The 20288-nt window shown below is 64.9% G+C and carries 16 protein-coding genes and 3 pseudogenes; 15 read left to right on the top strand and 4 right to left on the bottom strand.

The features are described from left to right. Positions 1-25 precede the first annotated feature (25 nt). The 6 genes and pseudogenes from chrA to F6X40_RS38645 all read left to right on the top strand — a co-directional run. Positions 26-988 (top strand): annotated as a pseudogene (chrA, locus tag F6X40_RS38670) (chromate efflux transporter); the annotation flags it as partial. Between the two features lie 115 nt (positions 989-1103). Further along, a complete protein-coding gene (locus F6X40_RS38665; protein WP_187631508.1) occupies positions 1104-2036 on the top strand; it encodes a LysR family transcriptional regulator in 933 nt (310 codons plus the stop codon). Positions 2037-2156: 120 nt separating this feature from the next. After that, positions 2157-3365 carry a YbfB/YjiJ family MFS transporter gene (locus F6X40_RS38660; protein ID WP_187631507.1) on the top strand — a complete coding sequence of 403 codons (1209 nt, stop codon included), beginning with the start codon at positions 2157-2159 and terminating at the stop codon, positions 3363-3365. Next, the gene (locus F6X40_RS38655; protein ID WP_187631506.1) at positions 3362-4621 is read left to right on the top strand and encodes an MFS transporter; all 1260 of its coding nucleotides are present in this window, start codon (positions 3362-3364) and stop codon (positions 4619-4621) included. Before F6X40_RS38660 ends, F6X40_RS38655 begins: the two co-directional genes overlap by 4 nt. Positions 4622-4679: 58 nt before the next feature. Continuing rightward, positions 4680-5780, top strand: a complete 1101-nt coding sequence (locus F6X40_RS38650) for an NAD(P)H-dependent flavin oxidoreductase (RefSeq protein WP_187631505.1) — start codon at positions 4680-4682, stop codon at positions 5778-5780. A 166-nt stretch (positions 5781-5946) separates the two neighbouring features. Then, on the top strand, positions 5947-6891 hold the full coding sequence (locus F6X40_RS38645; protein WP_184065794.1) for a LysR family transcriptional regulator: 945 nt from the start codon (positions 5947-5949) through the stop codon (positions 6889-6891). A 31-nt stretch (positions 6892-6922) separates the two neighbouring features. Here F6X40_RS38645 and F6X40_RS38640 read toward each other — a convergent pair whose 3' ends face one another. Together F6X40_RS38640 and F6X40_RS38635 are read right to left on the bottom strand one after the other, a co-directional pair. Beyond that, positions 6923-7633, bottom strand: coding sequence for an SDR family NAD(P)-dependent oxidoreductase (locus F6X40_RS38640; protein ID WP_187631504.1), 711 nt, complete (start codon positions 7631-7633; stop codon positions 6923-6925). Between the two features lie 200 nt (positions 7634-7833). Beyond that, entirely contained in the window at positions 7834-8256 is a 423-nt protein-coding gene (locus F6X40_RS38635) for a VOC family protein (protein ID WP_090805131.1), read from the bottom strand. A 195-nt stretch (positions 8257-8451) separates the two neighbouring features. Between F6X40_RS38635 and F6X40_RS38630 the strand changes: the two genes are divergently transcribed. The 5 genes from F6X40_RS38630 (at position 8452) to F6X40_RS38610 (ending at position 14014) form a co-directional block, all read left to right on the top strand. Beyond that, positions 8452-8889: a MarR family winged helix-turn-helix transcriptional regulator gene (locus tag F6X40_RS38630; RefSeq protein ID WP_184065785.1), complete on the top strand. Its 438-nt coding sequence runs from the start codon at positions 8452-8454 to the stop codon at positions 8887-8889. Positions 8890-8975: 86 nt separating this feature from the next. Then, positions 8976-10538, top strand: coding sequence for a DHA2 family efflux MFS transporter permease subunit (locus tag F6X40_RS38625; RefSeq protein ID WP_187631503.1), 1563 nt, complete (start codon positions 8976-8978; stop codon positions 10536-10538). Positions 10539-10644: 106 nt separating this feature from the next. Continuing rightward, positions 10645-11082 carry a MarR family winged helix-turn-helix transcriptional regulator gene (locus tag F6X40_RS38620; RefSeq protein WP_187631509.1) on the top strand — a complete coding sequence of 146 codons (438 nt, stop codon included), beginning with the start codon at positions 10645-10647 and terminating at the stop codon, positions 11080-11082. Between the two features lie 54 nt (positions 11083-11136). Beyond that, positions 11137-12657: an efflux transporter outer membrane subunit gene (locus F6X40_RS38615; RefSeq protein ID WP_187631502.1), complete on the top strand. Its 1521-nt coding sequence runs from the start codon at positions 11137-11139 to the stop codon at positions 12655-12657. Between the two features lie 34 nt (positions 12658-12691). Continuing rightward, on the top strand, positions 12692-14014 hold the full coding sequence (locus F6X40_RS38610) for an HlyD family efflux transporter periplasmic adaptor subunit (protein ID WP_187631501.1): 1323 nt from the start codon (positions 12692-12694) through the stop codon (positions 14012-14014). A gap of 164 nt (positions 14015-14178) precedes the next feature. Here the strand turns inward: F6X40_RS38610 and F6X40_RS38605 are convergent, their stop codons facing one another. After that, on the bottom strand, positions 14179-14643 hold the full coding sequence (locus F6X40_RS38605) for a RidA family protein (protein WP_187631500.1): 465 nt from the start codon (positions 14641-14643) through the stop codon (positions 14179-14181). A gap of 231 nt (positions 14644-14874) precedes the next feature. Further along, positions 14875-15567 (bottom strand): NnrU family protein, encoded by a 693-nt coding sequence (locus F6X40_RS38600; protein WP_187631499.1) that lies wholly within the window; start codon positions 15565-15567, stop codon positions 14875-14877. A gap of 383 nt (positions 15568-15950) precedes the next feature. On the opposite strand from F6X40_RS38600, the pseudogene F6X40_RS38595 reads away from it, so the two are divergent. The 4 genes and pseudogenes from F6X40_RS38595 to F6X40_RS38580 all read left to right on the top strand — a co-directional run. Continuing rightward, positions 15951-16403 (top strand): annotated as a pseudogene (locus F6X40_RS38595) (sulfotransferase family protein); the annotation flags it as partial. A 104-nt stretch (positions 16404-16507) separates the two neighbouring features. Beyond that, on the top strand, positions 16508-16825 hold the full coding sequence (locus tag F6X40_RS38590) for a response regulator (protein ID WP_262421710.1): 318 nt from the start codon (positions 16508-16510) through the stop codon (positions 16823-16825). A 418-nt stretch (positions 16826-17243) separates the two neighbouring features. Beyond that, positions 17244-19499: a phosphocholine-specific phospholipase C gene (locus tag F6X40_RS38585; protein WP_187631498.1), complete on the top strand. Its 2256-nt coding sequence runs from the start codon at positions 17244-17246 to the stop codon at positions 19497-19499. 443 nt (positions 19500-19942) lie between these two features. Continuing rightward, positions 19943-20288: pseudogene (locus tag F6X40_RS38580) on the top strand (GGDEF domain-containing protein); the annotation flags it as partial.

Genomic DNA, 20288 nt, shown 5'->3' with positions numbered 1-20288 from the left:
TCGGAGATGTGTATAAGAGCCAGGGTGCGGCTTCACGCTGCCGTCGGTACTCGTGATGCTGGCCTTTGCCGCGATCGCGCCGGACCTGGGCGGCGCGCTCGGCATGGGCGTGATTCACGGCCTGAAGCTCGTCGCGGTGGCCGTCGTCGCGCAGGCTGTCTGGGACATGGCGCGGCGTCTGTGTCCGGATCGCCGCCGCGCGGCGATCGCGCTCGCATCGCTCGGATTGCTCAGTGTGCCTGGCACCGTCTACGCCCAACTGATCGTGATCGGCGCCGGCGCCGTGCTCGGTGTCGCGCTGTGCCGGAGCACGGCGGTGCAAGCGCCACGCGCCATTCCTCTGCGGGCCGGCGATTTTCAGGTGTCGCGCACGGCAGGCATCGTCGCGCTGGTGGTCTTTTGCGCATTGCTGTTCGCGTTGCCGCTATGGGCGGCAAGCGGGACCTCGCAAGGCATCCGCGTATTCGATGCGTTCTATCGCTCCGGCGCGCTCGTGTTCGGAGGCGGCCACGTGGTGCTGCCGTTGTTGCAGCGGGCAACCGTCACGACCGGATGGGTCGCGCCCAACGACTTCCTGGCCGGCTATGGCGCGGCCCAGGCCGTACCCGGACCGCTGTTCACGTTCGCGGCGTTTCTCGGCTGGATGATGGCGCTGCCACCCAGACACTGGAGCGGCGCACTGCTGGCGACAGTGGGCATCTTTCTGCCGGGTCTGCTGCTCGTTCTCGCCGCATTGCCGTGGTGGCAGGCGCTGCGCGCGCGTGCGGCGATGGCGGCGGCGCTTGCCGGCGTCAATGCCGCGGTGGTCGGCCTGCTGGCCGCCGCGCTTTATTCGCCGGTGTGGACGAGCGCGGTCCTGTCGGCGACGGATTTCGCCGTGGCGTGCATCGGCTTTTTGCTGTTGCTGCGCTGGAAGGTGCCCCCGCTTGCGGTCGTCGTGCTGTGTGTGGCGGCCGGCGTCGCGCAAACGGTGCTGCGCCCGCTCTGACAGAGCTGATCGCGCACGCCTTGCACAAGCACTGATTCCGCTAAGATCGTGCCGGAATTCACCGCCCTGAAAGACCGCGGCGCCACCAAGGCCCGATCTCAAGACCAAACACGCAATGGACCGTATCGACGCCATGAAGGTATTCGTCGCCACGCTCGACGAGGGCAGTCTGGCGGGCGCAGGCCGTCGGCTGGGCCGCTCGCCCGCGGCGGTGAGCCGGGCCATCGCGTTTCTGGAGACGCATACGGGCACGCCGCTGCTACACCGCACCACGCGCACGATCCGGCTCAGCGAGGCGGGCGAGCGCTATGCGCTGGCGTGCCGGCGCATCCTCGCGGATCTGGAGGAGGCGGACCTGCTCGCAGCCGACGAGCGCTCCGCGCCGCGCGGACTGCTAGGCGTGACGGCGGCGGTGGCGGTGGGCGAGGAGGTGCTGCGCCCGATTGTCGATTCGTTTCTCGATCGCCACCCCCAGGCGTCGATCCGCCTGCACCTGCTCGACCGGCCCGTGAGCCTCGTCGACGAGGGCATCGACGTGGCGTTGCGCATCGCGCATCTACAGGACTCCACGCTCGTCGCCATTCCGGTGGGCGAGGTGAGGCGGGTGGTGGTCGCTTCGCCCGACTATCTCGCCACGCATCCGGCCATCGATGTGCCCGCCGATCTCGCCAGCCACCCGATCATCTCGATGACGCATTTCGGGCTCGATTCGTGGAGCTTTCCGGCGGCCCGTCAAACGGCGCTGCCGCAGGTCGTGCGGTTCACGCCGCGCTTCATCGTCAACACGATTCGCGCTGCGCTGTCTTCGGCCGTGGCCGGGCATGGCGTCACGCGGCTGTTCTCCTATCACGTGGCCGAGCAGGTCAAGGCCGGCGCGCTGAAAATCGTGCTGCGCGACAGCGAGCATGCGCCGTTGCCCGTCAATCTGGTGACGCCGCGCGGGCGCCTTGCGGTGCCGAAGGTGCGCGGTTTCGTCGATTTCGCCACGCCGCTGCTACGCGAGTATTTCGAGCGGGCTCAGCAAATCACCGACGCCGATCGACGCTGATTCGATCGCCGCGCGGAAGAATCACTTACGCAGCGCGGTGATTCTCCCGAGATGCGAGTCGTTCTAGACTGGCTCCCATATTCATCGGGCGCTTAACAGCACCGGTCCATGGGAGTCGTCATGCAGCAAGCCATCTCGAATCCGGCCGCTCCGGCCGGCTATAACGTCTGGCGGGGCACGCTCGCCGGGGCCAGCGCGAGCCTGATCGGCATCGGTCTCGCGCGTTTTGCCTATACGCCGCTTTTGCCGGCTATCATCGGCGCGCACTGGTTTCCCGCCTCGAGCGCGGCCTATCTCGGCGCGGCGAACCTCGGCGGCTATCTGGCCGGCGCACTGCTGGCGGGCGCGATGGTACGCGTGGCGAAACCCGCCACCGTGCTGCGCGCGATGATGCTGCTCGCGACCATCGCTTTCGTGGCCTGCGCGGTGCCCGTGTCGTTCCTGTGGTTTTTCATCTGGCGCCTCGCCTCGGGGCTCTCGGGCGGCGCGTTGATGGTGCTCGCCGCACCCACGATCCTCGCGCACGTGCCGGCGGCGCGCCGGGGCTTCGCGAGCGGTGGCATCTTCACGGGGATCGGGCTCGGCATCGCGGCCTCGGGCACGATCGTGCCGATTCTGTTGCGTCAGGGGCTCACGTGGACGTGGCTCGGGCTCGCGACCGTTTCGCTCGTGTTGACCGCCGTGGCGTGGAACGGCTGGCGCGAGCACGCGGCGCCCGCGCACGCCGGTGCTCATTCGCGTTTCGAAACAGCGCCTGCGTATCCCCGCGCCGGCCTGCGCGCGCTCTATGTGGAATATGGCCTGAACGCCGTGGGGCTCGTGCCGCACATGCTGTTCCTCGTCGATTTCGTGGCGCGGGGGCTGGGCCGCGGCGTCGATGCGGGCGCCGAGTTCTGGGTGCTGTACGGCTTGGGCGCGATCGTCGGGCCGCTCGCGGCAGGGCATCTCGCCGATCGCGCGGGTTTCGGCCGCGCGCTGCGCGTCGCGTATCTGGTGCAAGCCGCTGCGGTCGCGATCCCGGCCGCGGGATTATTCGGGCCGACGGGGCTGATGGTCTCCGCATTTGTCGTGGGCGCGTTCACGCCGGGCATCGTGCCGCTGGCACTCGGTCGCGTGAACGAGCTGCTCGCGCACCATCCGTCCGCCGTCAAGGACGCATGGAGTCGCGCGACGACGAGCTTCGCCGTGATGCAGGCGCTGGCGGCCTACGGTCTTTCGTTCGTGTTCGCTTCGAGCGGCGGCAATTATCGCGCGCTCTACGCGATTGGCGCGGTGGCGCTTCTGCTCGCACTCGCCGTCGAGCTGTTTTCCGCGCGGAGCGCGAAATGAATACCACGGTTTCTTCTGCACCGGCGGCGCTCGCGCGGCCGCGCGGCTACGCGGAGCGCAACGTCCAGTACTGGCGTCGCAATCTCGTCGTCTGCGTGTTCGGCTCGTTCACGACGCTCGTGAGCCTGAGCATGCTGCTGCCGTTCCTGCCGCTCTATGTGCGGCAACTCGGTGTCGGTTCGCCGTCCGCGGTGATCCAGTGGTCGGGCATCGCCTTCGGCGCGACGTTCCTCGGCACCGCTCTTACCGCGCCACTGTGGGGGCGTCTGGCCGACCGTTTCGGCCGCAAACCCATGCTCGTTCGCGCGGCGATCGGTATGGCTCTGGTGATGTCGTTGATCGGCGTGGCGCACAATGTCTACGAACTGGTCGCGCTGCGTCTGATCGCTGGTCTGGTGGGCGGCTATGCATCGGCTTCCACGGTGATGGTGGGCACCCAGGCGCCGCGCGAGCGCGCGGGTTGGGCGCTCGGCATACTTTCGACGGGCGCGCTCGCGGGCAATCTGGTCGGGCCGCTCGTCGGCGGCGTGCTGCCAGACTGGATCGGCATTCGCGGCACGTTCTTCGCGGGCGGCGCGATGATCGCGGCGGCGGCGCTGCTCACCATCTTCGTGGTGAAGGAAGAGTTTCACCCGGACAGCGACGCGAAAGCTCACGCGTGCGGCACCGCCGGCGCGCCCGCCCGACGCGCCAATTACGCGGTGGTGGCCGCGCTGCTCGTGACCGCGATGATGGTGCTGCTCGCCAACATGTCGATCGAGCCGATCATCACCGTGTATATCGGCGGCCTTGGCGTGGATGCCGCGCATCTTGCGCGCGTGGCCGGCGTGGTTATGGCATGCTCGGCGCTCGGGAGCATGCTGACGGCCGCGCGCCTCGGCGCGCTGGCCGACCGGTTCGGGAGCTGGCGCGTGATCGTTGTCTGCCTCGTGCTCACGGGGCTGGCGATGGTGCCGCAAGCCTTCGTCACGCACTGGTGGCAGCTCGCGGCTTTGCGCGTGCTGATGGGTATGACGCTCGCGGGCCTGTTGCCCTCGATCGGCAAGCTGGCGCGGCAATCGATGGATGAAAGCCGGACCGGCCGCATGCTCGGTTATCTGCAATCGGCGCAATTCAGCGGCCAGGTGGCGGGCCCCGTGATCGGCGGTGTGATCGGCGTTCATCTTGGGCTGCACGCGGTGTTCTTCGTGACCGGCGCGCTGCTGATCGCTTGCGGCGGCCTCGCGCGCTGGGCGCACCGCCGCGCTGGGGCCTGACAGGCAGGCATGCCGGCAGGCACATCGAATCTTTTAACGCATCCGGTGGGAAGGGAACATGAGCATTCAAGCGGACAATCGCGCGTTACTGCGCACGCTCGGCATCCACAAGCCGATCATTCAGGCGCCCATGGCCGGCGTCACCACGCCGGCGCTGGCCGCCGCGGTGTCGAACGCGGGCGGCCTCGGCTCGCTCGGCGTTGCCGCGATGAACGCGGAGAACGCGCGCCGCGCGATCCAACAGACTCGCGAGCTAACGACCAAGCCGTTCAACATCAACGTGTTCTGCCATCGCCCGGCGACACCCGATGCGGCCGTCGAGCGTGCGTGGCTCGAGTGGCTCGAACCGGTGTTCCGGCGATACGGCGCTACGCCGCCGCAAGCGCTCTCCGAGATCTTCACGAGCTTCGTCGTCGACACCGCGATGCAGGCGATGCTGCTCGCGGAGAAGCCGGCCGTCGTGAGCTTCCATTTCGGCTTGCCGCCCGATGCGGTGATCGCGCAACTGAAGCACGCAGGCATCCGTTTGCTGGCGAGCGCGACCAATCTCGACGAAGCGGCGGCCGCCGTCGAGGCGGGTGTCGATGCGATCGTCGCGCAGGGCATCGAAGCGGGCGGTCATCGCGGCGTGTTCGACACGACCGGGCGCGACGAACGCCTCGGCACGTTTGCGCTGACGCGCCTGCTCGCGAGCGAGTTCGACCTGCCCGTGATCGCGGCGGGCGGCATCATGGACGGCGCCGGCATCGCGGCCGCGCTCGCGCTGGGCGCGCAGGCTGCGCAATTGGGCACGGCGTTCGTCGCGTGCCCGGAAACCTCGATCGACGACGGCTATCGCCGCGCGTTGCTCAGCGATGCGGCGCGCTCGACGACGTTCACGTCCACCATTTCGGGGCGGCTCGCGCGCAGCATCGTCAATCGCTTCACCACGCTCGGCGAGGACCCGCAAGCCCCGCGTACGCCGTCCTATCCGATCACCTATGACGCGGGCAAGGCGCTCAATGCAGCCGCCAAGGCCAAGGGTGAATTCGGCTACGGCGCGCATTGGGCGGGCCAGGCCGCGCCGCTTGCGCGTTCGTTGCCGGCCGGCGAATTGATGGCGCAACTGGAACGCGAAACGCGAGAAAGTATCGAGCGGCTGCAATCGGTGTGGAACTAGCAGTCCAGCTTCAATACCATCGCACAGTTGGAACGCATCGGCACGCGTGGGGCATGCGCGGGCCGATGTCCGATTAGCTTCCAGCCTCAGTTCCGCACCCATGCATTCGGTCCAGCGCGGCCGCGATCGTCGGGTTCTCAAGCCAACAAAACAAAGGCGGACAGGCATGCAACGCAAATTCGACGATCTCCTGCTGGGGAGCATCGAACTCTTCTGCCTCGCGGCGGAGCTGGGTAGCTTCACGCTGGCGGCCAACGCCGCGAGTGTCACACCGGCGGCGGTGAGCCGCTCGGTGGCGCGGCTCGAGGAACGGCTCGGCGTGCGCCTGTTCGTGCGCACTACACGCCAGATCCGTCTGACCGACGCGGGGCGGCGCTACTTCGAGCAGTGCCGGCAAGCCCTGTCGCAACTGATGGACGCCGAGCGCGAAGTGACGGGCGAGCAGACCACGCCGGCCGGCGTGCTGCGCATCAGCATGCCGACGCCGTATGGACACTATCGCGTGTTGCCGCTGCTGCCGGCGTTTCGCGAGCGCTATCCGCAAGTCCAGGTCGAGACGCACCTGAGCAATCGCAACATCGACTTTGCGGAACAAGGTTTCGATCTCGCGATACGCGGTCGCGCGCCGGCCGATTCAAATCTCGTCGCGCGCAAGCTCGAAGACGCGGAAATGGTCGTGGTGGCGGCGCCCGCCTATCTGAAGCGCGCGGGCGTGCCGAAAACCGTCGAGGACCTGCGGGCGCATGAGTGCATCCAGTTCGAACTGCCGAGCAGCGGACGCCATCTCGCCTGGACCTTCGAGGGTTCGCCTGAAGATGGCGACGTGCTGACGCAGGGCAGCTATGGAACCTCGGGCGACGCGCTCGCCGGCGTGACGCTCGCGCGTGCCGGCGCGGGCCTGTTTCAGACGTATCGCTTCGTCGTGGAGGACGACCTGCGCGAAGGTCGGCTCGTGGAAGTGTTGCGCGAAGCGGGCGGACGCACGCGGCCATTCATCCTGCTTTATCCGCACGCGCGCTACCTGACCTCGCGCGTGCGGGCTTTCGTCGAATTTCTCGTCGAGCAGTTGGCCAAACCCGCGACGCCCGCGCCGAGCACGGGCGCGCATTGAGCGGCGCGCGCCGCTTCATCGCATGGCCCGCTCAGTGGCCGGCGCTCTGGCCGCCGTCCACATGCAGGATCTCGCCGGTCACGAACGGCGCCGAGTCGAGATAGAGGATCGCATTCACGATGTCGCTCATCTCGCCCATATGACCCACTGGATGCAATGCGCCAAGCGCCGCATGCGTTTCGGGCGCGTGCATCGGTGACTTGATGATGCCGGGCGAAACCGCGTTGGCGCGAATTCCGCGCTTCGCATACTCGATCGCGAGCGAGCGGGTCGCGGCGGCGAGGCCCCCCTTGGTCAGCGAGGTCAGCACGGACGGTACGCCGCCAATCGCGTGATCCACGAGGCTCGTCGTGATGCTGACCACGTGCCCGCGCTCATGCTTCTCCATTTCGGCGATCGCGAGCTGCGTGATGTGGAAGAAGCCCGCGAGATTGATGCCGGCAATCGTCGCGTAATCTTCCGCGGTGTATTGGGTGAACGGCTTGGCCACGAAAATGCCCGCATTGTTGACGAGCGTGTCGACACGACCGAAGCGCGCCACGGCCGTCTCGATCACCCGTCGAGCCGTGGCCGGATCGGCGATGTCACCGGCCACGGTGACGAGGTTGGGATCGTCAGACGGCTTGATGCCGCGCGATGTCGCGACCACGTTATGGCCGAGCTTGCGAAATGCCTTGACCGTTTCGGCGCCGATGCCTTGCGATGCACCGGTGACCACGATGACTTTGGGAGACTGACTCATAGTGAACCTCGAAGTAGGTTGGATCAGCAATCTGTGATCGGACTGATGGCTCCGATGGCGACTAATTTATGCGGTCGTGCTCCGCTTTTGCACACAAGGCGCGGACAAACAGTTGTGAGCCGCAGGAACAAGCGGTGAGTGACGGCGCGTAGCGGCAGTGGTCCTGTTGGTGTCGGCCGGTCTGTCGCGCGCATCCGCGTTCACGATGCCTGCGTTCGCGGGTCGTGATCGAACTCGAGTCTGATGCCGCCCGGCTCGTACACCATCGTGTGGCGTTTGGGTCCGCCACCGAGGTCTTCGGGCGCGAATTCGACTTTGACGCCCGGCCAGGCGGACACGCGCGCGAAGATGTCCTGCAGTGCTTCCTCGCTGCCCACGCGCAGCGCAAGATGATGCAGTCCGACATGGACCTTGCGATCGAATTCGACGAGGCGGCTTGAATCGGTGACCTGCCAGAGCGTCACCACGACGTGTCCGTCCGACACGAACGCAGCCGGATAGGCAGGCCTTTCTCCCACCTGCTGCCAGCCCAGACACTTCACGAAGAAGTCGCGTGTGAGGTTCAGATCGCGGACGGTGAGTCCGACGTGATCGATACCCAGCGTAAGCGGTTTGTCAGTCATCGTTCTGTCCTCCTGAAGTGAGAGCGGGCAGCGCCCGAATCCGTGCCGGAAAGATTTTCGCCCCAAGGAATCGCGGCGATATTCGCCGGCGGTTCAATTCAGTTTTTACACCATGTAGTGCATACGGCGAGGAAATCTGCTTGCATCAATCTGCATAGTCAAATATATTGAAGTCAGATATCGAGGAGGCGATCGATGGGTGATTCGATCAACGAAGACTTTGAGCGCACGCAGAAGCTGGCGTCCGTGCTGGGTCAGGCGCGTCAGCTGATTGCAAGCGAACTCAGCGCGGGGCTCGCGGATGCAGGACTGAATCTGCAGGAGCGCGGCGTTCTGCTCACGCTGGCGCGCGGCAGCGTGAAAACACCGGCCGCACTGTCGAAATTGGCGGGTGTCCACCCGGCCCGGATGACCCGCTTGCTGGACAAGCTCGAAAACAGCGGATTGATCGAGCGCGCCCGCAACGGCAGGGATCGTCGCCTCGTGGATGTGTCGTTGACGCGGGAAGGGCAGATCGTCGCCGCCAGGAACACACAGGTTGTCCAGGGAGCATGGAGCGAGCGGCTTTCGCATTTCTCGAAGTCTGATTTCGACGCGTTGTGCCAGCTTCTTTCAAGGCTGCTGGACCGCTGAGGCGGCATTTTTTTTAACCATTTATCTGACATTGCAGATAATAACGCGCCACTGACGGGCGCTTCGAACCGAGACGAGGACGCAACATGAATCCATCGAGCAACCCAGCCGCGCCGGCTCAGCTGACCGGCGCAAAGTTTGCACTCGGCACGTTTGCCGTGGCGCTTGCCACCTTCATGAACGTGCTGGATTCATCGATCGCCAACGTGGCGATTCCGACGCTGTCCGGCAACCTCGGTGTGTCGATCGACGAAGGCACATGGGTCATCACGCTGTTTGCCGCGGCCAACGCGGTGTCGATTCCGTTGACAGGGTGGCTCACGCAGCGCGTCGGCCAGGTCAGGCTGTTCGTCTGGGCAATCCTGCTGTTCGTGCTGTCATCGGCGGCGTGCGGTCTCGCTCCGAACCTGATGGTGCTGCTCGCCGCCCGCGTCGTGCAGGGCGCCGTGGCGGGGCCGCTGGTGCCGCTTTCTCAGGCTTTGCTGCTCGGCTCGTTTCCGAAGGAAAAAAGCTCGAGCGCGCTCGCGCTGTGGGCGATGACGGCGACGGTCGGGCCGATTGCGGGCCCGGCGCTCGGCGGCTGGATCACCGACAGCTACAGCTGGTCGTGGATCTTCTACATCAACGTGCCGGTCGGCCTGTTCGCCGCGGGCGCGATCTGGGCGATCTACCGCGACCGCGAGACGCCGGCCCGCAAGCTCCCGATCGACAAGGTCGGCCTGATCTCGCTGATCGCATGGGTCGCGCCGCTGCAGATCATGCTCGACAAGGGCCGCGACCTCGACTGGTTCAGCTCGCCGGTGATCTGGGCGCTGACGATCGTCGCCGTGGTCAGCTTCCTGTTCTTCCTGATCTGGGAATTGACGGAGGAAAAGCCGATCGTCAATCTGCGGCTTTTCGCCAGACGTAACTTCCTCGGCGGCACGATTGCGATTTCGGTCGCCTACGCGATCTTCTTCGCCAACCTCGTGATCCTGCCGCAGTGGATTCAGGGCTTCCTCGGCTACCGGGCGGTGGACGCGGGGCTCGTGACCGCGCCGCTCGGCATCTTTGCCGTGATTCTCGCCCCGGTGATGGGCAAGATCATGCCTCGTTCGGACATGCGCGTGCTTGCCACGCTTGCGTTCGTCGGATTCGCCGGCGTGTTCTTCATGCGCTCGAACTACACGACCGGCGTCGACGCCTGGACGCTCGTGCTGCCCACCTTGCTGCAGGGCATTCCGACCGCGCTGTTCTTCACGCCGCTCACCGCGATCATCCTGTCGGGTCTGAAGCCGGAGGAGATTCCGGCGGCGGCGGGTCTGTCCAACTTCGCGCGGATTTTTGCCGGCGCGGTGGGCACGTCACTGATGAGCACCGCGTGGAACGACCGTACGATCCTGCACCATGCGCGCCTTGCCGAACAAACGAGCGTGGACGATCCTGGCTTTACCGGCGCGATCGCGCACCTGCAGGCGGCGCTGGACGCGGGCGTTCCCAAGGCCACGGCCTTTTACGAAACCTCGCTGAACGCGCAGGCGACGATGCTCGGCCTGAACGACATCTTCTGGATCTCGGCGGTGATCTTTGTCGTGATCATCCCGCTGATCTGGGTGACGAAGCCGGCCAAGGGTGGTGCCGCGGGCGCGGCAGCCGCCGGCGGACATTGAATCCAATTTGGCAACCTGGTTCGGACGGAAAATAAAACAGACCATCCTCTTCTTGACATTATCTGATAATGCAGATATTGTTCAAATCAACGAGGAGGACACCGCCATGGACCATTACACGACGAAGAACTTCATGCTTACGAACAGTATCGGCTTCAGGCTCGTCAAGGCCCGTAACGTCGTCGTCGCGGAAATGGACGCGGCGCTCAAGGACCTCGACATTAACGGCCAGCAGATGGGCATCCTGCTTTCGCTGAAGCAGGGTGTGGCAACCACGCCTTTCGAGCTGTCGAAGCTGCTCGGAATCGACACCGGCCTGATGACGCGGATGCTGGACAAGCTGGAATCGAAGGGGCTGCTGGTACGATCCCGCGACCCGCAAGATCGCCGCGTGGTCAATCTGACCTTGACCGCGGAGGGGCAGAAAGTCGCCGCGCGGATTCCGGAAGTCGCACCGCATGTGTTGAACGCCCGCTTGCGTAAATTCACGAAAGCCGAGTTTGCCGAGCTGGACCGCCTGCTTCGCAAGTTCACAGGCGATTGAACGGCGCGGCCGTGTGCCGCGCTTTTTTCACCCATTAATCTGATTTGTCAGAAAATGAAAACGCAGACTTCCAGGGCAAACACCGTCGCCCGTTCGCTCAAGCTCGGTGTTTCGGTGATCTCCTTCGCGGTGCTGGCGGCATGTGCAAACTATGCGGGCATCCACAGCGACAAGCAGATCGATCAACCACGGCAGCTGGAAACGGCGCAGAGCCTCCCGCAAGAGCAGGGGCACTGGCCATCCGCCGACTGGGTCGAACAGTTCGGCGACGCGCAACTGAAAGCATTGATCGCCGAGGCACTGCAAGGTAGCCCGACGCTCGACCAGGCGCGCGCGCGAGTCGAGCAGGCGCAAGCCTATAGCGAAACGGCGAAGGCGAACACGCTGCCGCGCCTCGATGCGTCGTACACGCTGACGCGCCAGCAGTACAGCAGCACCGCGTTGATTCCGCCGCCGTACGCCGGCTCATGGCAGACCGAGAACAAGGGGCTGCTGAGCGCTTCCTACGATCTCGACCTGTGGGGCAAGAACCGCGAGGCGCTGCGCGCGGCTGTCTCGGAGGCGTCCGCGAGCGAGGCCGACGTGGAAGTCGTCAGGCTCACGCTCGACACCTCGATCGCCCGCACTTACAACGAGCTGGCGCGGCTCTACGCATTGCGCGACATCGCGCAGCAGGAAGTCGCGCGGCGCGAGCAGATCGACCGCATCACCGCGAGCCGCATCGCAAACGGCCTCGATACCGAAGTGGAGCGCAAGACGGCCGAAGCGAATCTGTCCACGAGCCGTGCCCGCGTCAGCGCGCTCGACGGCAGCATCCTGACCACCCGGTATCAACTGGCGGCGCTGCTTGGCAAGGGGCCCGACCGGGGACTCGCGATCACGCGGCCGACGCTCGGCGTCGGCGACGACGTACGTCTGCCGGACAACCTGCCGGCCGATCTGCTGGGCCGCCGGCCCGACATCGTCGCGGCGCGCTGGCGCGTCGATGCGATCACGCACGAGGTGAAGGAAGCGAAGGCCGAGTTCTATCCCGACATCAACCTGAGCGCCGCGATCGGTTTCGACGCGTTCGGCTTCGGCCGCCTTTTGAGCGCCGCGAGTCGCACGGCCTCGGTGGGCTCGGCGATCCATCTGCCGATCTTCGATGGGGGTGAGTTGCGCGCGCAGTTGAAGGGCCGCTACGCCGAGTTCGACTATGCGGTGGCGACCTACAACCAGACGCTGATCAGCGCGCTGAGCGGCGTGGCCACGCAGATCGCGCAGATCCGCTCGAGCGACGCGCAGCTCGGCGATGCGCAGGCCGCGCAGCAGGCCGCGAGCGATGCCGATCGACTGGCGACCACGCAATACAAGGCCGGCCTCACCAACCAGCTGACCGTACTCAATGCCGACGTCACCGCGCTGAACGCCGACGAGGCGATCGCCAATCTGAAGATGGACCGCCGCGACCAGCAGATCGAGCTCGCGTCGGTGTTGGGCGGCGGCTATGTCGATACGTCGGCGAGCACCGACCATCACGCCGACGTTGCCGCCGTCTCCACCAGTCAAGCCAATCCCGCGGTTGCCGCACGTTGAACGGCACATCGCGAACCCTATCAGGAGAACTGCAATGAGCGATCCGATCACGACCGACCGCGAAGTGGCGGATCAGGAAGACGAACAGAAGAGCGGCGCGCAAGCGTCCGCCACGCCCCAAGGCGACAACAAGGCCACGCCCCCGGCACGCCGCAAGCGCCTGATCGCGCTGCTCGGCGCCACGGTCGTGGTCATGAGCGCGGCTTACGGCGCGTACTACTTCACCGAGGGCCGTTATCACCAGGAGACCGACGACGCGTACGTCAGCGGTAATCTCGTGCAACTGACGCCGCAGGTCACCGGCACGGTGATCGCCGTCAACACCGACGACACGCAGATCGTGAAGCAGGGCGACCCCGTCGTCACGCTCGATCCGGCCGATGCGAAACTTGCGCTCGCCGATGCCGAAGCGCAGCTCGGCCAGACCGTGCGACGCGTGAGCGGCCTGTATGTCAACAACGACTTCTACGCGGCGAACGTCGCTCAGCGCGAAGCGGATCTGGGCCGCGCCCGCGACGACCTGCATCGTCGCGAGGCCGTCGCGGACACCGGCGCCGTGTCCGCCGAAGACATCGCGCACGCCCGCGACGCGGTCAGCGTCGCGCGGGCAGCGCTCGACGCCGCGCGCCAGCAGGGCGAAGCCAACCACGCGCTGACCGACCGCACCACGGTCGAACAGCATCCGGACGTGCAGGCCGCCGCCGCGAAAGTGCGGACCGCGTGGCTCGCCTATGCGCGCGATACGTTGCCGGCGCCGGTGACCGGCTACGTCGCGCAGCGCCGGGTTCAGGTCGGCCAGCGCGTCGCGCCCGGCACGCCGCTGATGGCGATCGTGCCGCTCGACGGCGTATGGGTCGACGCGAACTTCAAGGAAGTGCAGCTCAAGCACATGCGGATCGGCCAGCCGGTCACGCTGACATCGGACGTCTACGGTAGCGGCGCGCGATATCACGGGCGTATCGAGGGCTTTTCGGCCGGCACCGGCAGCGCGTTCGCGACACTGCCGGCGCAGAACGCCACCGGCAACTGGATCAAGATCGTGCAGCGGCTGCCGGTTCGCATCGCGCTCGACCCGGCCGAGCTGGCCGCGCATCCGCTGCGTATCGGCCTGTCGATGGCGGTCGACGCCGACACGCGCGACGAATCCGGTTCGCAGTTGGGCGCGGCGCAGAACACGCGCTATCGCACCGATGTTTTCGCGCACTACGATGCGCAGGCCGACGCCGAGATCGACAAGATCATCAAGCAAAACGAAATGGTCTCCCGCGCGATGGCCGCGCAACCCCAACCCCAACCGCAACCCCAACCGCAATCGCAACGCGTGGCGTCGCACGAACACAAGGCAAATGCGGGTTGAAGCGCGTCGAGCGCAGCCTGTCGCGACACAGCGTGAACCGGCAGGTCACCGAGGCGGGGCTCAACGGCCGAGCGCCGCCTCGTCCTCGGCCAATGCCGTCGGTACCGTTTCGAGGCCCGCGCCGCGAAGCCGGAAGGGCATGTGTCACGCGTGGCGCGCGTCGATCAGGCGGGCAGGATTTCGGCGATGACGACGATCACGACAGCGGCGTCGGCGGGACCCTGGCTATGCGAGAACGCTGAACGCGCATGTCCCGCTTTGTCGCCGAGCACGGCAGCAAACAGATCCGAAGCGCCGTCGACCACGGCGGGCTGCCCGTAGAATCCATCGGCGGAACTGACGTGCCCCTCGACGCGAACGATGTGATGCAGGCGCTCGAAACCGCCGAGATGGCGCGAGATCTGCGCGAGTACGTTGAGCGCGGCGAGTTGGGCGGCCTTGCGGCCCTCTTCGAGCGTCAGGTTCTCGCCGACACGCCCCGTATAGACCATTTTGCCGTCGGACAGCGGCACCTGTCCCGAGATGAAAAGCAGGTTTCCGGCTTCGCTGACAGCCGTATAGCTGCCCAGCGGTTGCGCAGGAGAGGGCAGTTCGAGACCGAGTTCTGCGAGTTTCTGTTGGACGGACATGGTGGGCTCCTTGAGTGTGGCGGCGTCGCCGATGTCGCCGGCCACGGCGACATAGTCGGCCTCGACGGCCGGTGCGATGGAACGAGCCGTGGCGTGATTGATCCGGCCTGCTGGCCGTTCGAATCGATGGACCCGATGGAGGGCACTGTAGGCGCATCCGCCGCGAATTCGAACACACACCGTGGACAAAGAGTCTTGCGCCACGAGAACAAATCTCGTGGAACCGTGCGGCTAGAGCCAGCGCCAGATGCCCGCGGGCCAACCGGAGAGCGGGATATGCGCCCAGGTCGCGACGAGCCAGAAAACGACGCCGCCCACCAGCGCGTGCATGCCGAACCCGCCCAGCCGCGCGCGGCCGGCGGCGATCGCCGCGAACGGCAGATAGCTCGTCTTCGATTCCCATGCGGGCCACAGATCGGGTTGCAGCCGCCGTTTCTTGCGGTCCTGTAGCGCGGCACCGACCAGCGCGAGGATGATGATCGCCCCGGCAAGCACGATGTTCCGGGTGACCGGGAACACGGCGATATGGCACAGTCCCCAAAGCGCGAACGACCACATCATCGGGTGACGGGTCACTGCGTACACGCCGCGCGCCGCGTCGGGAAACGCGGTGGGCCGGCCGCCGGTGGGCAACGCCGGGTTGCGGATCAGGGAGCCCATCAGAAGGATCGACGCGATCAGCATGAGCACGGTCACAACTGCCCACAGCGCGTTGCCTGCCGGCCATAGCGGATCGGAGACGGGCGTCCTGTCGTAAGCCATGACCATCCAGCCGAACGTCAGTATCGCAATCAGCGAATAGACGCCCATGGCACCCCGTTCGCCGATTGCCTGGACCATACCCGCCCGCAGCGGATGGGACAGGAGAAAGTGGCTGGCGACAAAAGCGAATGCCGCCACGACGAGTGTGTCGATGCTTTCCATTGGCCCGGCTCCTCAAGTCAGATGATCGGTCGACCGCGTGCATTGCGAGAATACTACTTCGCGCGCCACAACGAATGCAGCGATCGCTTCGCGAGTTTCGATTGCCGCGCGCCGCAAAACCTTGATTGGCAGTGTCGTCGTCGCAATGGCCGGGACACTCGCCATCGCATCGACTGCGCAAGCGGGGCAATGGGCCGCCAACCATCCCCGGCGCGTCGAAGTGAACAACCGTCTTGCCAACCAGAACAATCGCATCCGTCGAGAGGTTCAGGATGGGCAAATGTCGAGAGTCGAGGCTCGTAGTCTGCATAGCGTCAACGTCCCCGAGTATTAGGGACGCCAAACGATTGCGACTGAATCAATGCTCCGGGAACGCAGCTGGTGCTATCTCGAGCGCGGTCGAGCCGCTTGCACAGGGCCGTTCGCGTCTCGTCGACAAGATGCCGGCCGATTTCCTGCATGCCGGGCTGATTCCGCTGATCCTGCCGGGCGCCCGCATCATTCACGCGCGGCGCAACCCGGTCGACACCTGTCTTTCCTGCTACACGAAACTGTTTGCGGGCGATCAGCCGTTCGCTTACGAGCTGACCGAACCCGGCGAGTATTACCGTTACTACGAGCGGCTCATGGCACATTGGCGCAGCGTGCTACCGGCCGGCCGCTTCATCGAGGTCGATTACGAAGCGGTCGTCGATGACCTCGAAGGCGAGGCGCGACGTCTGGTGAATTTTCTCGACCTGCCCTGGGATGACGCTTGTCTGCGCTTCCATGAAAACCGTCGGGTCGTGCGCACCGCCAGTCTTAATCAGGTGCGTCAGCCGATGGACGATACGGCCGACGATTCGCCCATCGTGATTGGCGTGAGCGACACCGGCATCGGCATGACGCCCCAGCAGCAGGAGACGCTATTTCATGCATTTTCCCAGGCCGATTGCCAGGGATGGACGGGTACGCGCTCGCGCGGTGTCTGCGCGACCAAAGCGCGACGGTGCCGATCATCGCCATTACTGCGCAAGTGGGTGCGGAAGAGCGTTCGCGATGCAAGAAGGTCGGAATCGACGAGGTCCTGCTGAAACCCGTCCTGCTTGGCACCCTGGATGCGACGGTGAGGCGGCTGGTCAAGGAGGCCGGCAAACGCCCCGCAAGTGACACCGCAGCCAGGCTCGACGTTTCGCATGCGCGAACGTCAGGGACTGATGCTGTCGAAGGAATGCATGTACCGCGGGGCTCCGGGTGCCGCGCGCGCAACGTCCGCTGAAGGTCTATCAGCCACGTAATCGCCGCGCACCCGGCACGACGGCGTTACGACATCTGACCGGTATTGACAGCCCCTTGCCAGGTCTCTCTAAAGGCTGCCTGGGCTTCTTCAGTCGGGCCACCGGATCACACAGCGGTCACATTGCCTTCCTACACTCGCGTCAGCATTACGTTGTGCTTTCTAAAATAAAACATAAAGCTTTCCTAAATTAGACAATGTTGACGCCATGTCCATCCAAAGACTCATAAGAACGCTTGCCGCTTCCCTGATCGCGGCCGCCATGCTCGCCTCGTGCGGCGGTACCGATTCGTCCACAAACACGTCCACAAGCACGCCCGCCAAGTCGGACTCCGAACAACCCACCCCGGTCAAGCGCTGCGCGCCTTGAGCTACGACCGAGCCTGCAGAAGAACACTCAATGATTTCACGCCGCAAATTTCTGAAAGCCGCTAGTGGCGCCGGCTTTGCCGCTGCCACGCTGGCCAGCTTCCCGCTTAGCATCCGCCGCGCGCTGGCAATTCCCGCCAACAACGCCACCGGCACCATCAAGGACGTCGAGCATGTGATTATCCTGATGCAGGAGAATCGCTCGTTTGACCATTATTTCGGCACGCTCAAGGGCGTACGCGGCTTCGGTGACCGCTTCACCATTCCGCTGGCCAACGGCCGCAAGGTCTGGCAGCAGCAGCGCGGCAACGGCGCTGTACTCACCCCGTATCACCTTGACGGCAGCGCCAACAACGCACAGCGCGCATCGGGCGCCAATCACACGTGGGTGGACAGCCAGAACGCGTGGGACAGCGGCCGTATGTCGAATTGGCCCACCTACAAGACAGATGTCTCGATGAGCTACTTCAAGGAAAAGGAAATCCCGTTTCAGTTCGCGCTGGCCAATGCCTTCACGCTGTGCGATGCGTATCACTGTTCGATGCATACGGGTACCGATGCCAACCGCTCCTTCCACATCACGGGCACGAACGGTCCCACCGCCGCTGGCGTGGCTTTCGTCAACAATGAGTGGGACTACATCGACGGCCTGGCGGCTTCGGTCGATACAGGCTACACCTGGAAGACTTATGCAGAGCGCCTCGAAGATGCGGGCGTGAGCTGGATCTCGTACCAGAACATGCCGGACGAATGGGGTGACAACATGCTGGGCGCCTTCCAGCAATTTCGCCGCGCCAATCTGGCCTCGGGCTTCCCCGTGGCCAGTGGCGGAGCGCCGGGCAATCCCTATGCCGATACCGGGCAGCCCTTGCCCTATCACGCCTACGATGCAGCTGCGGACAACGCAGCCAACCCGCTGTACAAGGGCATCGCGAACACGCTGCCGGGCACCACGCCGGAAAGCTACCTCGATGCGTTCAAGCGCGACATCCGCGAAGGCAGGCTACCGCAGGTCAGCTGGATCAATGCGCCATCGATCTATTGCGAACACCCCGGGCCATCCAGTCCGGTTCAGGGCGCGTGGTTCCTTCAAGAGGTACTCGATGCGCTGACAGCTGTGCCCGAAGTGTGGAGCAAAACCGTGCTGTTGATCAATTTCGACGAAAACGACGGTTACTTCGACCACACGCCCTCGCCGTCGGCGCCGTCACGAAATCCCGATCAGACGTTGGCAGGCAAAACCACACTGTCCGATGACGACATGCGGTTCGAGTACCACGCCTATCCGGCGCCGCAGGGCAGCAAGGACCAGCCCGCGCAGGACGGTCGCGTCTACGGGCCCGGCCCGCGCGTGCCGCTGTACGTGATCTCGCCATGGAGTCGCGGGGGCTGGGTCAATTCGCAGGTCTTCGACCATACGTCGGTGCTGCGCTTCCTGGAAGAGCGCTTTAGTGTGAAGGAGACCAATATCAGCCCGTACCGCCGCGCCGTGTGCGGAGACCTGACTAGCGCCTTCAACTTCAAAACACCCAACAATGAGTTGTTACCCACGCTGAACGGGCGCAGCACCCGGGCCGACGCCGACCAGTTGCGCAACTCGCAACAGGCCCTGCCAGCCGTGCCGCTGCCGGTGGACATGCAGTTACCGATCCAGGCAAGCGGCACGCGACCCTCTCGCGCGCTACCCTATGAGTTGCACACAAGCGCGCGCTGCGCGGCCAACGGCACTGTCGAATTACTGTTTTCCAGTACCGGTACCCAGGCCGCGGTGTTCCATGTGTATGACCGCTACAAGCTGAATCGCGTGCCGCGTCGCTACGTGGTCGAGGACGGTAAGACGCTGGCCGACAGTTGGAACGCGCAGCAGGACAACCTCGGCATGTATGATCTTTGGGTGCTAGGCCCGAACGGTTATCACCGGCATTTCAAAGGCGACCTGAGCCGCCTTGCCGACAGCGGGGTCACGCCGGAAATCCGCGTCTGCTACGACATCGCCAACGGCGACGTTTATGCCGACCTGATGAATACCGGCAAGAGTGCCTGCAACTTCACGATTACGCCGATGGCCTACCGCACCGATGGCCCATGGCAGGTTCAACTGGCAGGCACAGGCATGGACTCGCTTCACTGGGTTCTGGCGTCCAGTGGCCAGTGGTACGACTTTGCTGTGACCTGCGATAGCGATAAGGCGTTCTACCGTCGCTTTGCAGGACGGGTGGAGACCGGCAAGCACTCGGTTAGCGATCCGGCCATGGGCATGAGCGGGACCATGCCTGGTAAGCACTGAGACACTCGATTGGCCTTGATGGAGGGGCAACAAAACCGGCGCTTTCGTGCTGAAGAGTGCCGGTTCCCCACGCGTCTTCAAGACTCGTTCGATGACTTCCAAAGTCTGGCCACCTATGCATGAGCACGACATGCAGACCGACTCTACACACTTGATCGCCGAACGAATGCAGGATTCTCCCAATCCATCGCATCAAGTTCGCTGCGGCGACAAAGCTCCATGGCGGCAGGCGCGTGAACCTCCAGCAGGGGTCGCTTCAGGAAGCGGAAAATAAAGCACGCTTAGCTTCTCAACCCCAAGGACCTGGGTACCCGTTCGCTCAAACGGACGTTCGAACGGCGGCTTTCAGGAAGCGGACGGAGAGAGCGGCAAGAAGCATTGGTCGCCGGCAAAAGCGATAGAATGCCCGCTCCGCAAAAGACAATATTGACGGGGTAGACGGCATGGAGCGGCCGGGCGCGCAGCGTTGGCATGAGCAAACGTTTCCAGGTGTCTTTCGCGGACAACCTGAGAAGGAGCAGGCGCTCCTCCGGATATGCCTGGGCACGGTCGTGTTGATCGGCTATATCGCCGTCGCCGCGCTCCAACGCACGGCCGCCGTGTATGACACTCTGGGCGTGGTTTTCGCATACGTTGTATTCGGCGTGGTGACATACATAGCAGCGACCGCCGCGACAGGTCGGCCGCGCCTTCGATTGACGGTCACCACCATTGCAGACCAGGCGCTTGTCATGACTGCCTTGGCGCTCGGCGGGCGCGTGGCGCTGCCCTTGCTCTGGGTCGTGTTCT

The organism is Paraburkholderia sp. UCT31, from assembly GCF_014397655.1.
Classification (GTDB): Bacteria; Pseudomonadota; Gammaproteobacteria; order Burkholderiales; family Burkholderiaceae; genus Paraburkholderia; species Paraburkholderia tuberum.
The sequence above is the reverse complement of the archived record's forward strand: the minus strand, read 5'-3'. Positions and strand labels throughout refer to the sequence as shown.

Excerpts from the sequence above, each read along its gene's own strand:
- F6X40_RS38585 (WP_187631498.1), top strand. The coding sequence starts at position 17,244 with ATGATTTCACGCCGCAAATTTCTGAAAGCCGCTAGTGGCGCCGGCTTT.
- F6X40_RS38660 (WP_187631507.1), top strand. The coding sequence starts at position 2,157 with ATGCAGCAAGCCATCTCGAATCCGGCCGCTCCGGCCGGCTATAACGTC.
- F6X40_RS38630 (WP_184065785.1), top strand. The coding sequence starts at position 8,452 with ATGGGTGATTCGATCAACGAAGACTTTGAGCGCACGCAGAAGCTGGCG.
- F6X40_RS38610 (WP_187631501.1), top strand. The coding sequence starts at position 12,692 with ATGAGCGATCCGATCACGACCGACCGCGAAGTGGCGGATCAGGAAGAC.
- F6X40_RS38650 (WP_187631505.1), top strand. The coding sequence starts at position 4,680 with ATGAGCATTCAAGCGGACAATCGCGCGTTACTGCGCACGCTCGGCATC.
- F6X40_RS38590 (WP_262421710.1), top strand. The coding sequence starts at position 16,508 with ATGGACGGGTACGCGCTCGCGCGGTGTCTGCGCGACCAAAGCGCGACG.
- F6X40_RS38615 (WP_187631502.1), top strand. The coding sequence starts at position 11,137 with ATGAAAACGCAGACTTCCAGGGCAAACACCGTCGCCCGTTCGCTCAAG.
- F6X40_RS38635 (WP_090805131.1), bottom strand. The coding sequence starts at position 8,256 with ATGACTGACAAACCGCTTACGCTGGGTATCGATCACGTCGGACTCACC.
- F6X40_RS38600 (WP_187631499.1), bottom strand. The coding sequence starts at position 15,567 with ATGGAAAGCATCGACACACTCGTCGTGGCGGCATTCGCTTTTGTCGCC.
- F6X40_RS38645 (WP_184065794.1), top strand. The coding sequence starts at position 5,947 with ATGCAACGCAAATTCGACGATCTCCTGCTGGGGAGCATCGAACTCTTC.
- F6X40_RS38655 (WP_187631506.1), top strand. The coding sequence starts at position 3,362 with ATGAATACCACGGTTTCTTCTGCACCGGCGGCGCTCGCGCGGCCGCGC.
- F6X40_RS38605 (WP_187631500.1), bottom strand. The coding sequence starts at position 14,643 with ATGTCCGTCCAACAGAAACTCGCAGAACTCGGTCTCGAACTGCCCTCT.
- F6X40_RS38665 (WP_187631508.1), top strand. The coding sequence starts at position 1,104 with ATGGACCGTATCGACGCCATGAAGGTATTCGTCGCCACGCTCGACGAG.
- F6X40_RS38640 (WP_187631504.1), bottom strand. The coding sequence starts at position 7,633 with ATGAGTCAGTCTCCCAAAGTCATCGTGGTCACCGGTGCATCGCAAGGC.
- F6X40_RS38620 (WP_187631509.1), top strand. The coding sequence starts at position 10,645 with ATGGACCATTACACGACGAAGAACTTCATGCTTACGAACAGTATCGGC.
- F6X40_RS38625 (WP_187631503.1), top strand. The coding sequence starts at position 8,976 with ATGAATCCATCGAGCAACCCAGCCGCGCCGGCTCAGCTGACCGGCGCA.